General features: G+C 34.7%; 20 protein-coding genes and 1 tRNA gene. 7 read left to right on the top strand and 14 right to left on the bottom strand.

What is annotated here, in order from left to right:
- Nucleotides 1-73: 73 nt before the first annotated feature.
- From trmB to C8P67_RS18610, 3 genes are all read right to left on the bottom strand, one after another.
- Nucleotides 74-748 (bottom strand): tRNA (guanosine(46)-N7)-methyltransferase TrmB, encoded by a 675-nt coding sequence (gene trmB, locus C8P67_RS18600; RefSeq protein ID WP_115814691.1) that lies wholly within the window; start codon nt 746-748, stop codon nt 74-76.
- A 73-nt stretch (nt 749-821) separates the two neighbouring features.
- On the bottom strand, nt 822-1,346 hold the full coding sequence (locus C8P67_RS18605; RefSeq protein ID WP_115814692.1) for a nuclear transport factor 2 family protein: 525 nt from the start codon (nt 1,344-1,346) through the stop codon (nt 822-824).
- The gene (locus tag C8P67_RS18610) at nt 1,343-3,820 is read right to left on the bottom strand and encodes an AsmA family protein (RefSeq protein WP_115814693.1); all 2,478 of its coding nucleotides are present in this window, start codon (nt 3,818-3,820) and stop codon (nt 1,343-1,345) included. The genes C8P67_RS18605 and C8P67_RS18610 overlap by 4 nt, the downstream gene beginning before the upstream one ends.
- A 301-nt stretch (nt 3,821-4,121) precedes the next feature.
- Here C8P67_RS18610 and C8P67_RS18615 point away from each other — a divergent pair, with 301 nt between their 5' ends.
- The 4 genes from C8P67_RS18615 (at nt 4,122) to C8P67_RS18630 (ending at nt 8,073) form a co-directional block, all read left to right on the top strand.
- Nucleotides 4,122-4,655: a porin family protein gene (locus tag C8P67_RS18615; RefSeq protein WP_115814694.1), complete on the top strand. Its 534-nt coding sequence runs from the start codon at nt 4,122-4,124 to the stop codon at nt 4,653-4,655.
- A 727-nt stretch (nt 4,656-5,382) separates the two neighbouring features.
- Nucleotides 5,383-6,774 (top strand): RtcB family protein, encoded by a 1,392-nt coding sequence (locus C8P67_RS18620; protein ID WP_115814780.1) that lies wholly within the window; start codon nt 5,383-5,385, stop codon nt 6,772-6,774.
- An 11-nt stretch (nt 6,775-6,785) separates the two neighbouring features.
- On the top strand, nt 6,786-7,475 hold the full coding sequence (gene prfH, locus C8P67_RS18625) for a peptide chain release factor H (RefSeq protein ID WP_115814695.1): 690 nt from the start codon (nt 6,786-6,788) through the stop codon (nt 7,473-7,475).
- Nucleotides 7,476-7,506: 31 nt separating this feature from the next.
- Nucleotides 7,507-8,073 (top strand): tetratricopeptide repeat protein, encoded by a 567-nt coding sequence (locus tag C8P67_RS18630; RefSeq protein WP_115814696.1) that lies wholly within the window; start codon nt 7,507-7,509, stop codon nt 8,071-8,073.
- A gap of 54 nt (nt 8,074-8,127) precedes the next feature.
- Here the strand turns inward: C8P67_RS18630 and C8P67_RS18635 are convergent, their stop codons facing one another.
- The 8 genes from C8P67_RS18635 to C8P67_RS18670 all read right to left on the bottom strand — a co-directional run bounded on the left by C8P67_RS18635 (nt 8,128) and on the right by C8P67_RS18670 (nt 15,538).
- Nucleotides 8,128-8,442 carry an HPF/RaiA family ribosome-associated protein gene (locus C8P67_RS18635; RefSeq protein ID WP_115814697.1) on the bottom strand — a complete coding sequence of 105 codons (315 nt, stop codon included), beginning with the start codon at nt 8,440-8,442 and terminating at the stop codon, nt 8,128-8,130.
- A 104-nt stretch (nt 8,443-8,546) separates the two neighbouring features.
- The gene (locus C8P67_RS18640; protein ID WP_115814698.1) at nt 8,547-8,993 is read right to left on the bottom strand and encodes a very short patch repair endonuclease; all 447 of its coding nucleotides are present in this window, start codon (nt 8,991-8,993) and stop codon (nt 8,547-8,549) included.
- Nucleotides 8,994-9,058: 65 nt separating this feature from the next.
- Nucleotides 9,059-10,468, bottom strand: coding sequence for a hypothetical protein (locus C8P67_RS18645; RefSeq protein ID WP_115814699.1), 1,410 nt, complete (start codon nt 10,466-10,468; stop codon nt 9,059-9,061).
- A 1-nt stretch (nt 10,469) separates the two neighbouring features.
- Entirely contained in the window at nt 10,470-12,644 is a 2,175-nt protein-coding gene (locus C8P67_RS18650; RefSeq protein WP_115814700.1) for an ATP-binding protein, read from the bottom strand.
- Nucleotides 12,635-13,864, bottom strand: a complete 1,230-nt coding sequence (locus tag C8P67_RS18655; protein WP_115814701.1) for a DNA cytosine methyltransferase — start codon at nt 13,862-13,864, stop codon at nt 12,635-12,637. Before C8P67_RS18655 ends, C8P67_RS18650 begins: the two co-directional genes overlap by 10 nt.
- Entirely contained in the window at nt 13,854-14,075 is a 222-nt protein-coding gene (locus tag C8P67_RS18660; protein WP_115814702.1) for a helix-turn-helix domain-containing protein, read from the bottom strand. The genes C8P67_RS18655 and C8P67_RS18660 overlap by 11 nt, the downstream gene beginning before the upstream one ends.
- Nucleotides 14,076-14,244: 169 nt before the next feature.
- Nucleotides 14,245-14,766, bottom strand: a complete 522-nt coding sequence (locus C8P67_RS18665; RefSeq protein WP_115814703.1) for a threonine/serine exporter family protein — start codon at nt 14,764-14,766, stop codon at nt 14,245-14,247.
- A gap of 1 nt (nt 14,767) precedes the next feature.
- Nucleotides 14,768-15,538, bottom strand: coding sequence for a threonine/serine exporter family protein (locus C8P67_RS18670; RefSeq protein ID WP_115814704.1), 771 nt, complete (start codon nt 15,536-15,538; stop codon nt 14,768-14,770).
- 489 nt (nt 15,539-16,027) lie between these two features.
- On the opposite strand from C8P67_RS18670, the gene C8P67_RS18675 reads away from it, so the two are divergent.
- Entirely contained in the window at nt 16,028-16,210 is a 183-nt protein-coding gene (locus C8P67_RS18675) for a hypothetical protein (protein WP_147298259.1), read from the top strand.
- 22 nt (nt 16,211-16,232) lie between these two features.
- Here the strand turns inward: C8P67_RS18675 and C8P67_RS18680 are convergent, their stop codons facing one another.
- From C8P67_RS18680 to C8P67_RS18690, 3 genes are all read right to left on the bottom strand, one after another.
- Nucleotides 16,233-18,329 (bottom strand): prolyl oligopeptidase family serine peptidase, encoded by a 2,097-nt coding sequence (locus C8P67_RS18680; RefSeq protein WP_394338667.1) that lies wholly within the window; start codon nt 18,327-18,329, stop codon nt 16,233-16,235.
- Between the two features lie 259 nt (nt 18,330-18,588).
- Nucleotides 18,589-18,837 (bottom strand): GIY-YIG nuclease family protein, encoded by a 249-nt coding sequence (locus C8P67_RS18685; RefSeq protein ID WP_115814707.1) that lies wholly within the window; start codon nt 18,835-18,837, stop codon nt 18,589-18,591.
- A 91-nt stretch (nt 18,838-18,928) separates the two neighbouring features.
- A tRNA-Ala gene (locus tag C8P67_RS18690) sits at nt 18,929-19,002 on the bottom strand.
- A gap of 376 nt (nt 19,003-19,378) precedes the next feature.
- On the opposite strand from C8P67_RS18690, the gene C8P67_RS18695 reads away from it, so the two are divergent.
- On the top strand, nt 19,379-20,137 hold the full coding sequence (locus tag C8P67_RS18695; RefSeq protein WP_115814708.1) for an enoyl-CoA hydratase/isomerase family protein: 759 nt from the start codon (nt 19,379-19,381) through the stop codon (nt 20,135-20,137).
- A gap of 2 nt (nt 20,138-20,139) precedes the next feature.
- Complete coding sequence (locus tag C8P67_RS22190; protein ID WP_170141491.1) at nt 20,140-20,310, top strand: hypothetical protein; 171 nt, start codon at nt 20,140-20,142, stop codon at nt 20,308-20,310.
- The last annotated feature ends 1 nt before the right edge of the window (nt 20,311 follow it).

Here is a 20,311-nt window from a genome sequence, read left to right on the forward strand (position 1 = left end):
TCTGGTTTATTCTAAGCCTTTAGATGACAATTTATATTCTTTCAATTAATATGAAAAATATGTAATCCAAATACTATTTTATCTTGAAGCGAATATACGTAATTGCCTTATTAACTTCCAAATATTGTTTTTCATAAAACGTCTGAAAAGCAGTAACTTCCTCAGGACTTCCTTCATTTACATACACATTGTGATTAGCATACAAAACTTCATGCCCTTCACCATGCAGTAATCCAAGAGTGTATCCATGCATGAATTCACTATCGGTTTTCAGATTTACAACACCGTCTTTTTTGAGGATTTTTTTATATAACTTCAAAAACTCCGAATTGGTCATTCTGTGTTTGGTTCTCTTGTATTTTATCTGAGGATCTGGAAAAGTAATCCAGATTTCATCCACTTCATTTTCGGCAAAAATATGATTGATTAATTCGATTTGCGTGCGGATAAAAGCCACGTTATGCAGTCCAGTTTCAACGGCGGTTTTTGCACCACGCCAAAAACGGGCACCTTTAATATCGATTCCTACGAAGTTTTTATTTGGATATCTCTCGGCCAAACCAACAGAATATTCACCTTTACCGCAGCCCAATTCAAGTACCAATGGATTTTCATTTTTAAAAAAATCTGAATTCCATTTTCCTCTCAGTGGGAATAAATCCCCTACTACTTCTTCTCTTGTTGGCTGAAAAACGTTATTGAATGTTTCGTTTTCTTTGAACCTTTTTAATTTATTTTTGCTTCCCACGGTATAATTACTATTTCGGCAAAATTAAGGAATTATATAAGAATGAAAGCTGAAGTACCGAAAAAATCAAAAATTATCGTTTTGGAATTATTTTTTGCAGCAATTCATCTTCAATAGGAGCAATGATTTTTACCACTTCGTCAGTATTATCATTTGGAATTGTCATCGACAGAACATAATGTTTAATTTTCCATTCCGTACCAATTTTTACAAGAACGCCCGAACCTCTGCAGATTTTCATTTGGGTATTTAAAAGTTCATCAAACCATGCTAGTTTGCCTGACTTGTCAAAATAAATATGACGTTCGATTGCTTTAAAATCCCAAGCTTTGCCTTTGTCAAAATAAGGCTTTGCATACGCTTGAAACGATTTCTTATCCCAATTTTCGGTTGGATCTGTACCAATAAAAATGGCATCATCTGTCATCATTCCAAAATAACTATTGAAATTAGCTTCGGCCGCAGCTTTGTGCCACGCGTCTAATGCCCTATTTACTTGCTCTTTTTCATCGGATTGGTGATGCTGTAAAACATTAAAACCAACTAATGCAAATACTGCCAGACTCAAAAGTAATGTTCTCAAAAGTAATGCTCTCATGCTTTATTTTTTTTCTCATCCGAAAGGCTTCCCAATTTTATTTTCATTTCGCCGTTTTTGCCGTCTACTACTAACAAACGTACAACTATGCCCTTATATCGTTTGGCCTCTCTCTCTTTTTTGTCTTTTATTTTTAAATCATCTTCTGGATTTCTAAGCGGAATTACCAGTCCTAATTTTGTTCCTTTTTTGAACGAATAAATCCCTTCAACATCAAAATTCAGTACATTAGAACTTACTTTAAAATAATCAACATTAACCAGACTTCCATCCATCTTTAACTGTCCTGACAAATCATTAAATACAATATGTTTCACATCTCTGTTAGGAAAAGCAAACTTTCCTACTTTCATTATTGGTTTAAAATCTGTCAGAGATCCGTTTTTGATTTCGTAATATAAATTTCCTTTTCCTGAATCCTCAACCAAATCTCCATTTTCTGTCATCTTCATCGATATATCAGCTTTCGCAGAAAGATTTCCTTTTATGTTTTGAGGCTGAAAAGATTTAACTCCGAAGTTTTTAAAAGAAGTCAAAAATTGCGGAATATCAACTGTTGCAATATTTACATTTGTTTTCACATCAAATATGTTCCCTTGAGGAATCAACTGTGAACTAAATGTGATTTTACCTCCACAGGTTTCAATTGCTCCCTGTTTGATAAAAAATTGCCGATTCTTAGCAACAATAACAATTTTAGCATTTTTTGCAGTTAAATTGGAATAGACCATTTTGTCAAGATTCAGATTTAAAACCACTTGACATTTCTGCACTAGGGCAATTCTTTTTTTGGTATCAGCTTTATTTGCAGCTTTTTTAGGTTCTTTGGGTGGTGCAGCTTTATCTTTATAAGCAAGAGTGCCCATCATTTTTTTTACATCCATAAACGGACTTTTAATGTTGAGTACCGCTACCATATTTTCTGGATTATTATAATAGAGATTTAGAAAATTATCTATTCTGCCATCCAGGAAAGCAATATTTTTATCTCTTTGGTATTTAATATTTCTGATGAATAAGGCTTCATCCGTAAAATCAAGAAGAATGTTAGTCTGAAAAGTCAGGTTTTTTGGCTTATAAAGCATATCAGCGTTTTTTATATCCACTTTACCTGTAAATTTAGGTTTTGAAATACGCAGTGCTACAATATCAACATTGAATTTGAAATCTACTTTGGCTGTTCCTCCCGTAAATTTGAAAACATCTTCGCCAAAAATATTTCCTAATTTATCAACATCAAATTGAGTGTGAATATCTCCCGTTGCTAATGGTTTTTCTAGATTATGAATTGCAGCATTTGGAATAGATATCGGGATGCCTTCGTAATTTCCTGTAAAGTTTTTTACAATAACCGCAGAGTTGATGTCATTGTTTCCTAATCCGTTTTTAAAGTTATTGATATATCGGGCTGTAAAATTACAGTCGCTTACTGTGGCATCTGGCGAAACCAGTACGTTATCTTTTATCTGGGCATCAACAATAATTTCGGGATCGCCTTCGGAATTCATATCACCTATGATACTGCACTGTGCATCAAGCGGCTTGGTTATATTAAAATGATTTAGAATTTTGAACAAATGCGGGTCTAACAAATGAGCGGCATTCAGCCATAAAATATTGGTTTTTATATTGATGTTCATTATCGGATGCTCCTTTTGGAGACCAAAACTCGCTTTAATATCAAAATCATCCTCGCCAATTCCCAAATCCTCAGTAAGTACATCAATTCTGTTTTTTGTTTTTGAGAACTGTACAGCTAGTTTTCCTTTTACTCTTTTATCTTTTATAAAACTTCCGTGTTTGGTATTAAAAGCCATGCTTTTTGCAAAAACATCCAGATACAAATCAGTCTGAAAACCATCATCAGTATAGTTAATCTTGGTTTTTAAAGAAGCCACTTCAAAGTGAAACATTTTATTACGCTGCACATTTTGGGAAATAAAAACTACGTTCTTAAAATCTACTTCACCGATTTCTGTTTCAGTTTCACTTTTGCTTTTCGGTTCATTTGTTTTTGGCTTTGGCTTTAAAATATTGGAATTAGAAATTCCATTTTTGTCTTTATATAAATCGATTTTAGTATCAATCAATACCACTTTCTCGATATTAACCTTTTTATGCAGCAAACTCAGCACATTCAGCCGGACCTCAATTTCACCTGCCTTTAGAACACTTCTTTTATGAATAGCATAAAGACTGTCCTGCAGTTCGACTTTATTTAAAACCACCGTGAAATTTGGGAAACCTATCAAAAACTTGTAGCCAACACCGCCAATACTGGCATGACCGGAAATGTTTTCATTAATTTTTTTATTTATATCAGCCAAAATACCGGTCTTGTTCTGTTCAAAATAAAGCCGTAACCCAATAAAAAGTGCCAGCAGCAACGCGAAAAAAGAAATGAGGAATATCTTTATTATTCTAAAAGTTTTTGTCTTTAAAAATGCTTTCCCTTTTTGTATAAATTTATTCATAGCGTCTGATTATTAATTTAATGAAAAAATAGCGTCTGAAATATTACTTCGTATCTGAATCGGGAAATACTCCTTTTCATTTCAAAGTTAGTATAATATATTTACAAAAATTGCCGTTATATCTGAAATGTTTTGATTCTTTCATCTAAGATAACATGGCAATTAAATAATATTTTTCCTTTAAATTGAAATCATTTAAATTGTTGCTTTTGTAATTTTACCAATGTTAAAATTAAAATTTGTAGTACTTTTGAACTAATCAAACCCTATTAACTGGGTTTTAATCTAAAAAACGAAAAATATGAAATCTTTAAAAATCTTACTGCTCGGCGCATTCATTATGTTAGTTTCAAATTCTGTTTCAGCACAGAAATGGGGAGTTAGAGCGGGTGTCAACATCTCAGATATCAACGCAGACGGCTGGGACTCGGATGCCAAAACAGGGCTTTATGTGGGTGTTTACAAAGAAATTCCATTAGTAAAAAGCCTGTTGTTTATTCAGCCAGAGGTGCAATATTCTCAAGAAGGATTCTCAACAGATTATGAAAATGTGGGTGATGTTAAGGTAGATTACCTTACAGTGCCTGTTTTAGCTAAAGTTTATGTTGCCAAACTATTGAGCTTTGAAACGGGACCTCAATTTGGATTCCTTGTTAACGATAGTGATTTCACAGATGCAAACAGCTTCATACCTTCATGGGCTTTTGGAACCTCTTTGAATCTTCCTCTTGGATTGTCTATAAATGCCCGATATATTTCTGGTTTGGATGATACCTACGATGGTCTTTCAGGAAAGAATCAAGTTTTTCAAGTAGGTGCTGCTTTTCAATTCTAAGAAAACTAACTGACTCAATTTTACTGAAAAATGCCTTAAAGTGTATTGCTTTAAGGCATTTTTTTATACTTTTTTATTTTTATCAAAACACAACAACTCGTTTAAAATCAGCATTTTAAAAGCTAAAAATGATTTTACTTCAAAAATATTTTAACAAAAAATTAGGATATTGTGAAATTATATTCGAATCTTTGCACACGAAAAAATAATTAACCCTTTAAAAACGAAGAACAATGTTTGTATTCAAATCATCATTACAAGGCTTCACACCAGTTGGAATTGGTGCAGCGCATCTTCGTGGTTTATTTCATTCTTAGAAATTCAGTTTTATACTATATGAAAAAGCCCGAAGCAATTTAGATTCGGGCTTTTTTGATTTTATTCTAGACTCTTCTCAAAAAATTCCCGAACACAGCTCCTTACTTTATCCCAAACGGGATTAAGATACTTTGCCCTTACATTTCCTTTTCTGTATTTCAGATTGGCGATTTGCAGCGCTACAAACAAAACGAACAATAAAACGAAATTCGATTTAATTTTTCTCTTTCGGGAATGATGGCAAAAAAACAAAATGTCTGCTTTTAGCCCCGATTGTAGTGAAAATCCTTGTGGACTGGGGTTCAGTCCACAAGATTGTAACGGAAAGCGGGACTAATGCTGGCTGAAAATGCCTAATGTTTCCGCTCCAAAAAACAATAATCGAACTCAAGTCAACAATAAAAAATTTATGGGAAATAAATTATCGGGAAGAGACCTAATAAAATTAGGCTTCCCAAAAAATAACAGTATCAATATCGCTTTAGGGCAGATAAGCAGATACCGAAAAAAAGAAAAAAAAGAGCGTATCATCAATGAAGCCAAAGATGTTTTGCTCCATCCGGAGAATTATAAAAATGACGGCACTTGGGGAAAAGTAGCCGAAGGCCTTATTAATCCTGTCGTGGTTAGAATGCATCAGCTCCAGACTACACGTGCGCCGTTCTCTATTTTTGGAGAAAATGAAATCGATGAACAGGCGAAGTTTCAATTGTATGATTCTTTAAAACTGCCAATTTCTGTCGCAGGCGCTTTAATGCCCGATGCACATTCTGGTTATGGATTGCCAATTGGCGGTGTTTTGGCAACTGACAATGCGGTTATTCCGTATGGCGTTGGTGTCGATATTGGATGCCGAATGAGTTTATCCATATTTGACCTGCCAGCTTCTTTTATCAAAGGAAAAGACCATCAGCTGCAGGCGATTTTAAAAGAGCATACCAAATTTGGAATGAACGAAACACACGCTAACAAGGCCGATCATGAAGTTTTCAGCCGATCGGAGTTTCAGGATATTCCATTGCTTAAAGGATTGCTTTCTAAGGCTTACAAACAATTAGGAACCTCGGGTGGCGGCAACCATTTTGTGGAATTTGGAACTGTTCAGCTGGACACCGTTCTGCCGGAATGGAAACTGGAATCTGGCAATTATTTTTGTGTTTTATCACATAGCGGTTCCCGCGGGATGGGTGCCAATATTGCAAAACATTACACCTATCTGGCTGGTAAGCAATGTCCGCTGCCAAAGAATGTACAGCATCTAGCCTGGCTTGATCTAAACACACATGACGGTCAGGAATATTGGCTGGCGATGAATTTGGCCGGAGATTATGCCAAAGCCTGTCACGACGATATTCACCGAAGAGTGGCAAAAGCCATTGGCAAAAGAGTGGTCGTTACTATCGAAAATCATCACAATTTTGCCTGGAAAGAAATGGTAAACGGAAAAGAATGCATTGTTCACAGAAAAGGTGCTACCCCTGCACACGAAGGTCAGCTGGGTATTATTCCGGGATCTATGACCGCACCGGGATTTGTAGTTATGGGAAAAGGAAATCCTGAATCATTAAATTCGGCTTCACACGGAGCGGGAAGATTGTTTTCGAGAGCCAAATGCAAAAGCACTTTTACGCCAAGCGAAATTAAAAAAACATTGAAAAACCATGATGTTTCACTGATTGGAGGCAATGTTGACGAAGCTCCGATGGCATACAAAGACATTCACAAAGTGATGGCGCTGCAGACAGAACTAGTTACTGTATTAGGCACGTTTACGCCAAAAATTGTCCGTATGGACCGATAAAAAATTAAAGCATGGAAAAAATAATTCAAATAACGGCAGGACGAGGTCCTGCGGAATGCACTTGGGTGGTTGCCCAAGTGCTTAAAAAAATATTGGACGAAGCACAGCACAGCCAGATTGAAGCTACTGTTTTACAGCGGGAAGCTGGAACTGAAAACGGAACGGTTTTAACTGCTTTGATTCTGTTGAAAGGAAAAACAGTAATCGAGTTTGTGAACTCCTGGAAAGGAACTATCCAATGGATTGGGCAAAGCAGTTTCAGGAAAATGCACAAAAGGAAAAATTGGTTTATCGGCATTTTCGAAATGGATGCTTTGGCCATAAAGTCTATTTCTGAAAAAGATATACAATATCAGGCGATGCGGAGTTCTGGTGCGGGCGGACAGCATGTCAACAAGGTAAGCTCGGCCATTCGCGCTACACATGTGTCCACAGGATTGAGCACTGTCGCTATGGATTCGCGTTCGCAGCACCAAAACAAAAAACTGGCGACCGAAAGACTGCTCGAAAAATTCAAGGTTTTTGAATTGGAAATGATTAAAAAACAGGTCAATAATCAATGGGAAAATCAACTGAATGTGGCCAGAGGAAATCCAACGAGAACATTTACCGGATCTGATTTTAAAAATGAAAAAGTAGTCAAAAGCTACAAATCCGAAAGACAAAAATTAAAACAGCAACTAAATCACGACACCGAATAAATCCGGCCGTGATGCTAAATTTTAAAACAAAATGAAAACAGCAGATAAATATATTTTTCAGGCATTGGACAATTATCCGTACTGGCTCGAAGGAACTATAGAATCATTGGATTATGCCTTGTCTTATAACGAAAAAGACACTACGGCACTCTGTTTATACGGCAGAGTACAATCGGAGCAGTTACAGGATTATGAGGAAGCCAAACGCTACTTTCAGGAAGCACTGGCCATCAATATTCATGCGGTTGCAGTGTATCCTTATTATTTGGATGCCTTGCTTTGGAATGAAGATTATGAAGAAGCATCGAAGTTAATTGATTTTGCCTTGACCCTAAAAGGAACAGACAAAACTGCGATACAGCTCAAAAAAGTGACGCTGTTAGAAAAACAGCAGGAAGTCATTTTGGCATTGAAACTGCTAAAGGAAATCAAACTTTTGATAACTGCCAACGACAATTTACAGGAAATAGAAGAAACCGAAAAACGCCTTAAAACCAAAAAGAAATTGTTAGCTCCCAAGAAGAAAACAAAATCTGAGAAAGAGACTCCTGAAAAAGAGAAGAAAAAGAAAAGCAGAAAAAAGTGGTTTTTTCTATAATCAAAAAAGGCTGTCCCAAAAGACAGCCTAATTTTTATATGTTTATGAATTTGCTTAATGCGCTTTCTGCTTATCGAATGTAGTGTTAAGTACTTTTTTGATTTTATCCAAAGCTCCGTTGAAGGCTTTCTCTATAGAATCGGCGTGCTCTGTAACGGCTATCGGCTGCATATTGGCAGGACGTGCTTCAATAACGCAGCGTTTATCGCCAAAACCTGATTTAGCACTGTTTTCATCACCAAAATGCACTTCGATACGTGTCACTTTATCATCAAAACGAGATAATACTCTTGATACTTCACTAGAGAAATAAGATTCCAATCTTTCGCTTCCTTCTATATTCTTGTCGGTGTTAATTTGTACTTTCATTATATTGAATTTATTAATTTTTAATGCTTTTCTCAAAGTTAAAAATTATTCCCTAAAACAGCTCCGTTTTAGTAAAAGATTATGAAAGAAAAAAGTTCTTTTTTTTATCCCCATGAAGGAGGAATCTTCATTAATTGCTGCGTCCTGTAATTAATAGTATTCAGAATTTCCGAAACACAAGCACCTAGATTCTTTTTAATCTCATTGCTCCAAAAACGTAAGACTTTCCAATTGTGAGATTCTAAATAATGATTGACTTCAAGATCACGCTGTATATTTCGTTCAATCTTTTTGATCCAATATTCTGAATTGGTTTTTGGTTTTTTTCTGGTTTCCCAATCTTTACCGTGAAAGAATTCGCCATCAACAAAAATGGCAATTTTTAGATTTCTAAAAGTCAAATCTGGACAGCCAAAAACTTTTTTATTGTTTTTTCGGTAACGTAATCCTATATGCCATAACGCTTTGGCCAAACGTACTTCGGCTTTAGTATTTGTGCTGCGAATGACACTCATGTTTTTGGAACGCTGTAATGAAGTTAGATTGTCCATGGCGTAACAACTTATTGAATTGACCCAAATTAAAAATTTTAAAACCTAATATGGTCAATGTTTTTTTAAAGATATAAAACTCCAGCTCTATTTATATGACTTCCAAGTTTAACTTGAAGGTCAGCCAATAATTGTTGTCTTAATTTATATTTTGAAGTTCTTTTTTTGGCTACATGATTTGGAATTGAGTATAAAAATTTAAAATCAAAAACAAATAAATAATCTACTTCATTTAGACTAATTGTAGCATCAGAAATATAATTAAAAGAGTTGCCTTTTTCGATTTCGTATTCTTTTTTTATTAAAAGGCCTGGTAAAATTCGACAGCAAGGCATTTTTTGTTGAGCATAATCACAAATTGGCGAAATATTTAATTCAATTTTTATAGAATTTTGAATTATGTCAGCATGAAATTTTCTGGTTTCAGCTCTTAGTATTGAATTTACTATATTGTTATAATTTGTTTTTAAAGCCAAAACTTTAAAATTCAATTTTTCATTTTTTTCATTTGCTTTTTTTTCAGCATTAGCTATTGCAGCATCTCTTTTTTCGGCAGGAATTTTTTCGTTCTGTGTAGTTTTTTCAAGTTCTAACTGTACCGATTCTTTTTCTATTTTGATGTCATCATCAACAAAAATTATTGAACCTGGTATGTCTCCTGAAAAAATGTCTTCAGATATTAATAGTTTTTTGTTGATGAGAGTAGTAAATGTATCATCTCCTACATCTGAAATTACACCTGTAAATTCTTCCTCTTTATCATCCAAAGATTTAATAATTGAGCTTTCGAGAGTATCAATAAAAGTGTGGTTTAGGGTATAAAAAGAATTCTTTATTTTCTCCATTTCATTGAGAGCAATTACTTCTTTCCCTCCATGTGCAATTGCTAATTTGTAAAGTAAAAATTTAGCGATATCATCCCATTTTTCATCTTTATTTATAAAATTGACAAAATTATTAATTAAGTTACCTGAAGAATTATTAACTAAATTTTCCCAAAAAGAAAAAACTTTTAAAACTTTAAAATCCTCAGCATTCTCTTTAATATTATCAATAATAAATTGAATAGGGTCTTCGGAATTCTTAGTTGCTATTTTATCTAAACTAATACTAAGAATTGGCTTAAATTCTTTTAAGCCATCATTAAAAGCAGCTTCTACTGCTTCTCCATATTTCTCTTGTTTTGTACTCCAATATACTAAGATATAATTACTATTTGGTTCTATGACTCTAGAAAGCCTAGCATAAATTGCTGATATTATATTTTGATCAGTAGCTTTACTGTCTACAACTAGTTCTAAATCTAAAAAAATTAATCTAATATTCTCAACTGGATTGTCAGGCAAATCATCTCCATCTTCCGATTGATAATACAAATAAGGTATTTTTTGCTTACTAAGAGCTTTAAGCAAGCTCTTTACTTCATCATATTTATCATCAAAAATCACCACTTTCCCATTTGTTGGTAGAATCATGCTATAATTTCTTTTTGTTCAACCTAAGAACTACTACAGCTCCATTTTCAAACTCTTCGTCTAAATCATATTCACCAATTTCTGGAAATAAAATTTGTCCTTTTTGTACTTTCATTACCTCACTAACTATATGTAATCCTAAACCCATTCCTGAAGTCTTATCGCTAACAAATGGTTTTGTAAGTTGATGTATTGGTAGTCCAAATCCAAATCCATTATCAGCAATTAAAATATCAACATAACTTTCATTATTATAAAGTTCTATTAAAATCTTTTTCTCAAATTTTGAGTTACTAACATCATTTTTTTTTGTTTTTCTTTCTAACCAATATATTGAATTATCGATTATATTTACAATTGCACCGAGCATCAATCTTTTACTACAATCAATTTTACTACTTGCTCTATTTTGATAATCCTTTATTAATTGGATATTATGGGCTTTTAATCTGTACTCTACATTAAAAACAGCTCCATTGATTAACTTGATGGCATCTTCTTCCTGATTTTTTGCTTGTCTGAATAAATCACTGTAATTTTCTATTAGCTCGTCAAGATGCTTTACTAAATTTAATATATTGGCAGGAACTGATTCTTCTGTAACTAAATAATTTAATTCAGCAATAACTTTTTGAACTTCATGGATTCCAACTCCCATAGTCAAACCAACACCCGCACTAGTTAATAGTACTTCATTAATATGATTATAATCTTCTTCTATTTTTACAAGATGCTTAGTTATTTCAATTTTTAAAGATTCATTTTCAATTTTAGAATCTACTAAATCTTTTAATTTTCCTAAACTATTAATTACAGGTTCTTGTTTTTCTGTCGGATTGAATTTTCTTCTAATAGTATCTTTATCATCTTTTCTTAAAGTTTCAATAATATTTAATGTATAAAGGATTGAAGTACAAAAATCATTGAAAGCTTCATTTTCTATGAACCCTTCTCGATTTGTTTTTTCAATTAATGCAGAACTATTTTCTTCATCTAAATCAATCACACTAAGAATAATATTGTTACTCACTCTTTTTGCGGGTATATTAACCCTTCTTAAATCTAAACTGAGCCAATCATTGCCTTTTTCACCATATTCATTGATTCGGATATTATTCCTATAAACTCTTATTCCTCCTTGCTCATCGAGGTATTCTTTAAGTAGTGCGATTCCTTGCTGATTACTTAAATCTAATGTTAATTTGTCTCTGTCAAAAATATATCCTTCGAAAGTTATTGAACCAATACTTTTAGGATTCTCCCTATCTCCATAATTTTTAGAAAGATTCAAAATAGTTTCTTTCTTTTTACCATTTATTTTCTCCTCATATACTAAAGTAGACCTATCCTTAATATAATCATCTTTTTCAGTTATTTCTCTACCTTTAATTCCAATTAAACTATTCCATGGAGTAAATTCATATAAAAATTCTTTTATTTCATAACCTTCTATTTTACACTTAAAGTGCCAAAGAGAAAATTTTTGAACATCATCCCAAACAGGCATTTTATCCAATAATTTTGTATTATCAATGTCAATTTCGACACTAAATTTTCCAGTTTTATGAAAAGGAGAATTTAGGGTAAAAACAGATTTGTATAAATCTCTGACCATCTTTTTATCCCAAGCACTTCTTAAATTGGAAATTATGATTTTTGTGCCTGTTTTGTTCCCTTTAAAATATTCTGGATTAGTTCTTTCAAATACATCAAATTTAGCATCTTTCAAGTATTTGTTTTTTGCAAATTCATTCCAATCAATTCTTACTACAACTTCATTTTTATCCTTTCTTTTAGAAATCAATTCAATTTTACTTCCTAATTTATGTACGCCAAATCTTCCAATACCTTTCTCCCCTATGGGTAATCTTAAATATTTAGGGGTTCTAACTCTTTTCCTAAATAAATCTTCTTTATAATCACTTCCTGGTTCCAACCATACATCTTCAATAATTTTGATATCCATTCCTTCTCCTTCATCTAGAATCTCAATATACCCATTATTTTTATCTTCAACATTTCTTAATTTCACTTTAGCCCACCTAGAATCAGCATCATAAGAATTTTTTATTAATTCTAACAAAGCAATGTTTTCATTTTTAATCAACTTATCACCTAACTGTAGTAATAATCTAGCTCTTGGCTGAAAAAAGTTTTTTTGTGATTTTAAATCCATTGTAATAATTCTTTTATTTTTTTAGCAATAGCATTTGCCATTAATGGTGGAACAGCATTTCCAATTTGTTTAAATGCTGCTGAGCGTGAACCTTCAAAATAAAAATCATCAGGAAATGACTGCAGTCTTGCAGCCTCTCGGACAGAAATTGAGCGACATTGTTTCACATCTGGATGAATATAATAATGACCATCTTTAGCGATATGTGCGACCACTGTATGGGAAACTCCTAAACCGTCAACTACTTTGTATCTATCTGTAAAAGAACTTTCGTTTTTATGTGTTTTTAATTCTTCTGGCAGATCTGGATATTTTAATCGTTCTTTTCCTTTATTCCATTTTTGAATAGCTGTTTTATAAATAGCTAAATCTCTTGTATTATGAGGTCTTGAAATGTGTTGTGTTACAAAATCGACACCATTACGCAATTCAAATTTCTCAAGGTATTCATTCTTACTTTCTGTGTATTTTGCTGTTATAAAACTTTGTCCTGGCTTTAATTTAGGCAAATCCTGAAAAGCATCATTCACTTTATATGTTTGGATTATTTTCTCGAACTCAGGAAATCCAAAATCTTTTTCTTTTTTCCAGCCAACAATTATAATTCTTTTACGAGCCTGTAAAACTCCAAAATCTGATGCGATTAGAGTGTCATGATGAACTTCGTAACCGAGTCTTCTAAAATATGCTTTTAGATTTTTAAAATGTTCGCCTTTATTAGCAGTTAATAATCCTGGAACATTTTCAAAAACGAATGCTTTTGGCTTGAATTCTTTTAAAAATCTTCCGTATTGGATGTATAGCTTATTTCTTGGGTCTTTTTCAATATCTTCCTGATGCCTTCTTAATAGCGAATAGGCCTGACATGGAGGTCCGCCAATGATTAAGTCAATTTGCTTTTTTGACTGCTTTATTTTATCAAAAAGACCTGCAATTGTTTCGTCGTTGATTTCAATATTTATAACAGAATCGAGGACTTCGTTTGGAATTTCTTTATAAAAAGTTTCTTGTGTGATTTCGTTTTTTATGTATTTGTAATATAAATCTAAATTGTTTTTTGATTTTAAATAATGATATGCAGCTCTGGTTTTAATTGTCAAACATGCTTCCGGATTCATTTCAATATGAGAGACTGGATTGAAGCCTGCCTTAATAAAACCTTCGGACATACCCGATGCCCCAGCAAACAAATCAATAAAATTTAATTTTTTATTTTCCATTCTCAAAAAAGTATTCAATAGGTTTTTTGTAATAATTTGCCAAAACAAAAAGTTTGGCTGCGGCGATGTTTTTTACACCATTTTCAATTTTAGATAAGTTGCTTTGATTGATAATCTTATCTTGCTGCACTTTCATCTGTGTATAGCCAAGATCTTCCCTTGCTTTCACTAATTGGTGAGAAATAAATTGATTAATTTTCTTTTCATTCATAGAATTTTTTTTGAATATTCCATATTACAATATTCTTACTTTAATGTTGTTATTCCATATTGGAATAACTGCTCTTTTTCTTATAAAAAAATATTGTTTAAAATTCAGTCCCGACCAAAAAAAACGCCAATCTTTCGACTGGCGTTTTGTATTTATAGAAAGGTTTATTCTAATTTTCTTCTTCTAAGTTTTCGAGCTGCATTTCTAAAACTTTATCGGTTTTAATCCTCTTCACGGTTTCTTTACGGGCGATGAGCAATGGGATGGCAACTCCTGCGGACAAGGCCAAGATGATAAAACAAGCCGAAAGTCCGTTTTTTGCGGTTTCAAAGAAAAGCGTAGAGTACACTTCCGGATCTTTTTCGGCGGTTAATTTCATAACGCCTACCATCGCTTTATAGGCAAAAAATCCAGGAATCATAGGTATTAAAGCTGGAAGCGAAAATGTCATTGGCGGTGCTTTGCGATAATGTGCTGCCAAAACACTTAAAAAACCGATAAGACTTGATCCGCAGAAAGCAGCGAAAACCAATCCGAATTCGAGCGAAATCATATAAAATTTCAACAATCCTCCAAGAGCCGACATGATATAAATTGCTGCTAACGTACGGCGGGGAACATTGAACAATGCTCCAAAACCAATTCCTGCAAATCCTAACCAAATTCCTTTTTCTAATAATGCGAAATCCATTTTAGTGTAAATTAAAAATTAATAATGAAACCATCAATCCCAATGCAATGGCAAAAGCGATGACCAAGACATTTACGCCGCGTGTGGTTCCGTTTAATATGTTTCCGTCAATAAAATCGGAGAACGAATTGATCATTGGCACTCCCGGAATCAAAAACAGGACTGAGGTGGACAATGCATGTATAAAATCTTGATCGGGATTAAAATGCCAATAAGCTCCAACCAAGAAAGAAGATGTTAAAGCCGCAAAAAAGATGCAGAGATAAAAATTGAATTTGAGCTTTACCGTTTCCTGTCTTACAAACAAGCCTAGAAAAGTCCCCAAAAAGCAAAGAATCATTTCGGCCATACCTCCTCCAAAAAGTCTGCAGAATGAGGCTCCTGCCAAAGCAACCAGAAATAAAACCAAAGCTCTTGGGTATAATGGTCTTCGGTCCAGTAATTTCATTTCGTTGTTAATGCGCTCCACAGACCATTTTTCTTCGACTATTTTCCAGCTCATGGTGCTGATATCGGAAATGAGATTGAAATTAAGATGCATATTGGGCACCCATTTTACTCTGGTAAAGGTTTTGATATTGTCTTTATAAGTTAAAGTGAGCATGAGAGCATGATTGGTAATCATTAAATCCGAATTGCAGCAGAAAGCACCAGCAATCCTGCTGATGGTTACTTTGACACGTTCGGTATTGGCTCCTGCAACGATGAGTAAGGAACCTATTTCCAGGAGCATTTCTCCCAGTTCATATTTGTTTGGTTTTGCAATTTCCATATAAATGCGGTTGTTAATTTTACTCTCAAATTTAACAAATTAGCCTCTCAAAAAGGCTGATTTTTGTCTGAAATCAATAATTTATTTAGAGAATAAATAACAAGAGCTTTCTATCGATTTCGCTTGCCATAAAATGTAAAAATCGGGCTTGAATCGGCTGTTTTTGGAGTCGATTTTTCGATTTTGAACTTCATTTTAGGTTTTTGACGGGTCGAAAAACGTCAGCGAAACGACTTTCGTTTGCTGAAAATTCATTTTTAAGCATAACTTTTTAATGAATTATTCTTTTTTTGAAGTTAAAAAGAGGATAATTTAATCTTTTATGATTTGGAATATGCGATTGAAGGAACGCGGATGACACGGATTAAACGGATTTGCGCAGACAACTTATAATAATCTGAATCGATTATTATAAGTTGTATTTCGCACCTATGGAGCTTATAATCACTTAATTTTATAATTTCTACAAACATTCCGCCACGCTGTGGCTTGATGTATATAAAAGGAATATCTTCTGATGAAAACTGCTCCCCTAGCCCTGATGGAAGCGAAAAGCCTTTTGAAATAAAATGCCATTTTTCTTGGACAAAAAGAGCGACCAGCGGAAGCTCCTTTTTGTCTTTAGAAAAATGGCAGTTTTATGAAAAAGCTTGCAGCGTACAGCAGGATTAAGCTCCTAACTATTACCTACAGCTTATTTTGGCAATGCTGTGAATCCCATGTTATAAAGGGTGAAGGCCTGAATGTCGCAGCTTTCCTGAATGGTTGCTGCCAGTGATTTTCCTGCTCCGTGGCCTGCGTTAATATCGATTCGGATTAAAACCGGGTTGGTTCCTGACTGTTTTTCCTGTAACTCAGCAGCGAATTTGAAACTGTGCGCCGGAACTACCCTGTCGTCGTGATCGCCCGTCGTAACCATAGTCGCGGGATACTGCACGCCCGATTTTACATTGGCAACCGGTGAATATCCTTTGATGTATTCGAACATTTCTTTGCTGTCTGCTGAGGTTCCGTAATCGAAAGCCCAGCCAGCGCCTGAGGTAAAGGTGTGGTAGCGCAGCATGTCCATCACGCCCACGGCCGGCAGGGCGACTTTCATCAAATCGGGACGCTGTGTCATGACAGCTCCTACCAATAATCCGCCGTTGGATCCGCCGCGAATGGCAAGGAAACTGGAAGAAGTATATTTTTTAGCAATCAGATATTCAGCTGCAGCGATAAAATCATCAAAGACATTTTGTTTCTGCATTTTGGTCCCTGCATCGTGCCATTTTTTGCCGTATTCCCCGCCACCGCGAAGATTGGCAACTGCATAAATTCCGCCGTTTTCCATCCAGACTGCATTGGAAACGCTAAAAGCAGGCGTCAAGCTAACGTTGAAACCGCCGTAACCATAAAGGATTGTTGGATTCTTTCCGTCAAGTTTCAGCCCTTTTTTGTGAGTGATGATCATTGGGATTTTTGTACCGTCCTTAGAAGTGTAAAAAACTTGGGATGAAACATAATTTTCGCTTTTGAAATCTACTTTTGGTTTATCATAAACTGCCGATTTTCCAGATTTTGGTTCGAATGAATAAATCGTTCCCGCTGTTACGTAATTGGTAAACGAATAATAAAGTGTTTTTTCTTCTTTTTTACTGCCAAATCCTGAAGCTGTTCCTAATCCTGGCAATTGAATTTCGCGTACTAATTTGCCCGTGTAATCGTATTGCTTGACAATCGAAACGGCATCTTTCATATAATTGGCAAAAATGTAGCCGGCACCCGTGGTTGGTGTCAAAACATTTTCGGTTTCGGGAATTACGTCTTTCCAGTTTTCGGGTTTTGGACTGCTGAAATCCACACTCACGATACGTTTGTTGGGCGCATTCCAATCGGTTTCTATGAACAATTTACTGCCTTCGGTTTCTATAATACTGCTGTCGCTATTGAAATTATCAACTATCGTTACAATAGGGCTGTCAGGCTTGGTCAAATCCTGAATGTAAAGTTCGTTTCCATAAGTCGCATTAGACGCCGTGATTACCAAATAATGATTGTCTTCGGTAACATAACCGCCTACATAACGGCGTTTTTGGTCTGCGCCAAAAATAACCTGATCGTCTTTTTGCGGCGTGCCTAATTTGTGGTAATATAATTTGTGCTGATCGGTTTTGGCCGACAGTTCGCTTCCTTTTGGCTTGTCATAACTGGAGTAATAAAATCCTTCATTTCCTTTCCAGGACACACCGCTAAATTTGATATCGACCAAAGTATCTTCCAGTTTTTTGAAACTGAAAACATCGATCAGAATTACTTTTCTCCAGTCGCTTCCGCCCTCAGAAATGGAGTAAGCTACTTTCGAACCGTCTTCGGAAAAATTTACGCCGCCCAATGAAGTGGTTCCTAATTTTGAAAAAGTATTTGGATCCAAGAAGATTTCTTCTTTGCCTTTGGCATCTTTGCGATATAAAACCGACTGGTTTTGTCTTCCGTTGTTTTTGTAATAATAGATGAAATTCCCTTCCTTGAATGGAGCGCTTATTTTTTCGTAGTTCCAAAGTTTCTCGAGCCTTGATTTCAAAGCTTCTCTAAAAGAGATTTTGGACAGATAATCATAAGTAACTTTGTTCTGTTCTTTTACCCAAGCAGCAGTTTCGGCTGATCTGTCGTCTTCGAGCCAGCGGTACGGATCACTTACTTTGGTATCAAAATACACATCGACTGTTTCGCCTTTTGCTGTTTTGGGATACGTTATTGGAGTTGATTTTTGGGTCTGCCCCAAAGAAGCCATTGAAGTTGATACAGCCATCAGAAATAGGATTTTTTTCATTTTAAAATTAGGTTAAGTACCTAACAAAATAAGGGAAGTTTTTTGAGAAATTAAAGCTAAAAATTCATTTTAACTTAATAAAAACTAAAATTTATAGACAACAGGAATGTTTTACTGAAGATATTACAGGCTTTTGTTTTTCAAGAAAGGGTATAAAAAAACCCAAACAATGTTTGGGTTAATGTGTGGAGAATACCGGATTCGAACCGGTCACCTTCCCGATTGTCATCGGGACACTCTAGCTCTTATTTGAAATCAAACTTTCAATATATTTTCTGCTCTTCATTTTTTTGATTTGTAATTCCCTTTGACAAGCCTCACTTCTGGTATCAAAAGTTTCAAAATATTTCAATTCCCAATCTTTAGCAACTTTTGTGTATTTACTTCTGCTATTCAAATGATCTTGAAGACGCTGAGTAACATCCTGACAAGAACCTATGTAATATTTATTAAGAATTGCGGAGTAAATAATATAAGTATAAAACATAGATGTTGGTTTAAATTTCTTTCAAAAAACAAACCAAAATACAAATAAAATTTAAGCAAAAAAAAGACCCAAATATTGTTTGAGTCTTTTGTGGAGAATACCGGATTCGAACCGGTCACCTCTTGCCTGCCAGGCAAGCGCTCTAGCCAAATGAGCTAATCCCCCAATATTTATTTTATTTCTGAACAGGTAACCTTCCCGATCCAATCGGGACACTCTAGCCAAATGAGCTAATCCCCCGATCGATGGCGCAAATATAACATATAAAAATAAGAATATGCAAATTTCAAAAAGACTATTATTCAAATCTAACTGTGCATTTGCAGTGAACGATTTAATTAGCCACAGATGACACGGATAAAACAGATTATCACAGATTTCGGTACAAATTTTTAATGCATCAAATAAATAAATCCGCCTTAATCTGTTTTATCTGTGTCATCCGTGTTCCATTTTACAATTTGGACATATTGCTGTGCAAATCCAAAAATAATACCATTTGCTTCGGTTACTTTTTTAACTTTACATCAAAATACACCTTATGCTGCCATCTGATAAAAACGGAACACTCTTAACAGTCATCGAAAACAAAATAGCTACAGTGCAGTTTGGACATCCCGCGAGTAACTCTTTTCCCAGAGTATTACTGGACCGATTGACAAATGAGCTTACTTATTTGAGCGATAACGAAGAAGTTTCGGTGATTATTTTGAAAAGCGAAGGAACAAGTACTTTTTGCGCGGGAGCCTCTTTTGACGAATTATTAGCAGTCAGCACGCTTGAAGAAGGAACCCGTTTTTTTTCTGGTTTTGCCAATTTGATTAATGCAATGCGTTCCTGCAAAAAAATAATTATAGGACGCATTCAAGGTAAGGCTGTTGGCGGAGGCGTTGGTATTATTGCTGCCTGCGATTATGCTTTGGCGAATCTGGAAAGCAGTATTAAATTATCCGAATTAGCAATTGGTATTGGGCCTTTTGTGATAGAACCTGCCGTAAGCAGAAAGATAGGAAAAACGGCAATGTCCGAAATGACTTTATCCGCACACGAATGGAAAACAGCTTCTTGGGCTTTACAAAAAGGATTATATTCTAAAGTTCTGGAAACAAAAGAAGAACTTGACTTGGAAGTTGACGTTTTCTCCAAAAAACTGGCGGGTTACAATCCAGAAGCTCTTTCTGAAATGAAAAAAATATTTTGGGAAGGAACAGCACATTGGGACAAATTATTAAAAGAAAGAGCCTCAATTTCCGGCAGATTAGTCCTCTCCGATTTTACAAAAAATGCTTTAATTAAATAAAAATGACAGCCGTAATTCTATTGCTTCAAAAGGTAAATGTTGAAGAAAAAATTAAAAATGCTCCAGATGCAGGCTATCAGATAGGCGTTCTTATTGGCTCGTACCTGCCATTTGTGATTTTGGTTTTATTGGCTTATTGGACGTATCATCGAGCCAAAAATAGAAAAGAGTAAT

Source organism: Flavobacterium aquicola, from assembly GCF_003385115.1.
Lineage (GTDB): Bacteria > Bacteroidota > Bacteroidia > Flavobacteriales > Flavobacteriaceae > Flavobacterium > Flavobacterium aquicola.

Coding starts and splice junctions, on each gene's coding strand:
- C8P67_RS18605 (WP_115814692.1), bottom strand. CDS start 1,346: ATGAGAGCATTACTTTTGAGAACATTACTTTTGAGTCTGGCAGTATTT.
- C8P67_RS18610 (WP_115814693.1), bottom strand. CDS start 3,820: ATGAATAAATTTATACAAAAAGGGAAAGCATTTTTAAAGACAAAAACT.
- C8P67_RS18615 (WP_115814694.1), top strand. CDS start 4,122: ATGAAATCTTTAAAAATCTTACTGCTCGGCGCATTCATTATGTTAGTT.
- C8P67_RS18620 (WP_115814780.1), top strand. CDS start 5,383: ATGGGAAATAAATTATCGGGAAGAGACCTAATAAAATTAGGCTTCCCA.
- prfH (WP_115814695.1), top strand. CDS start 6,786: ATGGAAAAAATAATTCAAATAACGGCAGGACGAGGTCCTGCGGAATGC.
- C8P67_RS18630 (WP_115814696.1), top strand. CDS start 7,507: ATGAAAACAGCAGATAAATATATTTTTCAGGCATTGGACAATTATCCG.
- C8P67_RS18635 (WP_115814697.1), bottom strand. CDS start 8,442: ATGAAAGTACAAATTAACACCGACAAGAATATAGAAGGAAGCGAAAGA.
- C8P67_RS18640 (WP_115814698.1), bottom strand. CDS start 8,993: ATGGACAATCTAACTTCATTACAGCGTTCCAAAAACATGAGTGTCATT.
- C8P67_RS18645 (WP_115814699.1), bottom strand. CDS start 10,468: ATGATTCTACCAACAAATGGGAAAGTGGTGATTTTTGATGATAAATAT.
- C8P67_RS18650 (WP_115814700.1), bottom strand. CDS start 12,644: ATGGATTTAAAATCACAAAAAAACTTTTTTCAGCCAAGAGCTAGATTA.
- C8P67_RS18655 (WP_115814701.1), bottom strand. CDS start 13,864: ATGGAAAATAAAAAATTAAATTTTATTGATTTGTTTGCTGGGGCATCG.
- C8P67_RS18660 (WP_115814702.1), bottom strand. CDS start 14,075: ATGAATGAAAAGAAAATTAATCAATTTATTTCTCACCAATTAGTGAAA.
- C8P67_RS18665 (WP_115814703.1), bottom strand. CDS start 14,766: ATGGATTTCGCATTATTAGAAAAAGGAATTTGGTTAGGATTTGCAGGA.
- C8P67_RS18670 (WP_115814704.1), bottom strand. CDS start 15,538: ATGGAAATTGCAAAACCAAACAAATATGAACTGGGAGAAATGCTCCTG.
- C8P67_RS18680 (WP_394338667.1), bottom strand. CDS start 18,329: ATGGCTGTATCAACTTCAATGGCTTCTTTGGGGCAGACCCAAAAATCA.
- C8P67_RS18685 (WP_115814707.1), bottom strand. CDS start 18,837: ATGTTTTATACTTATATTATTTACTCCGCAATTCTTAATAAATATTAC.
- C8P67_RS18695 (WP_115814708.1), top strand. CDS start 19,379: ATGCTGCCATCTGATAAAAACGGAACACTCTTAACAGTCATCGAAAAC.
- C8P67_RS22190 (WP_170141491.1), top strand. CDS start 20,140: ATGACAGCCGTAATTCTATTGCTTCAAAAGGTAAATGTTGAAGAAAAA.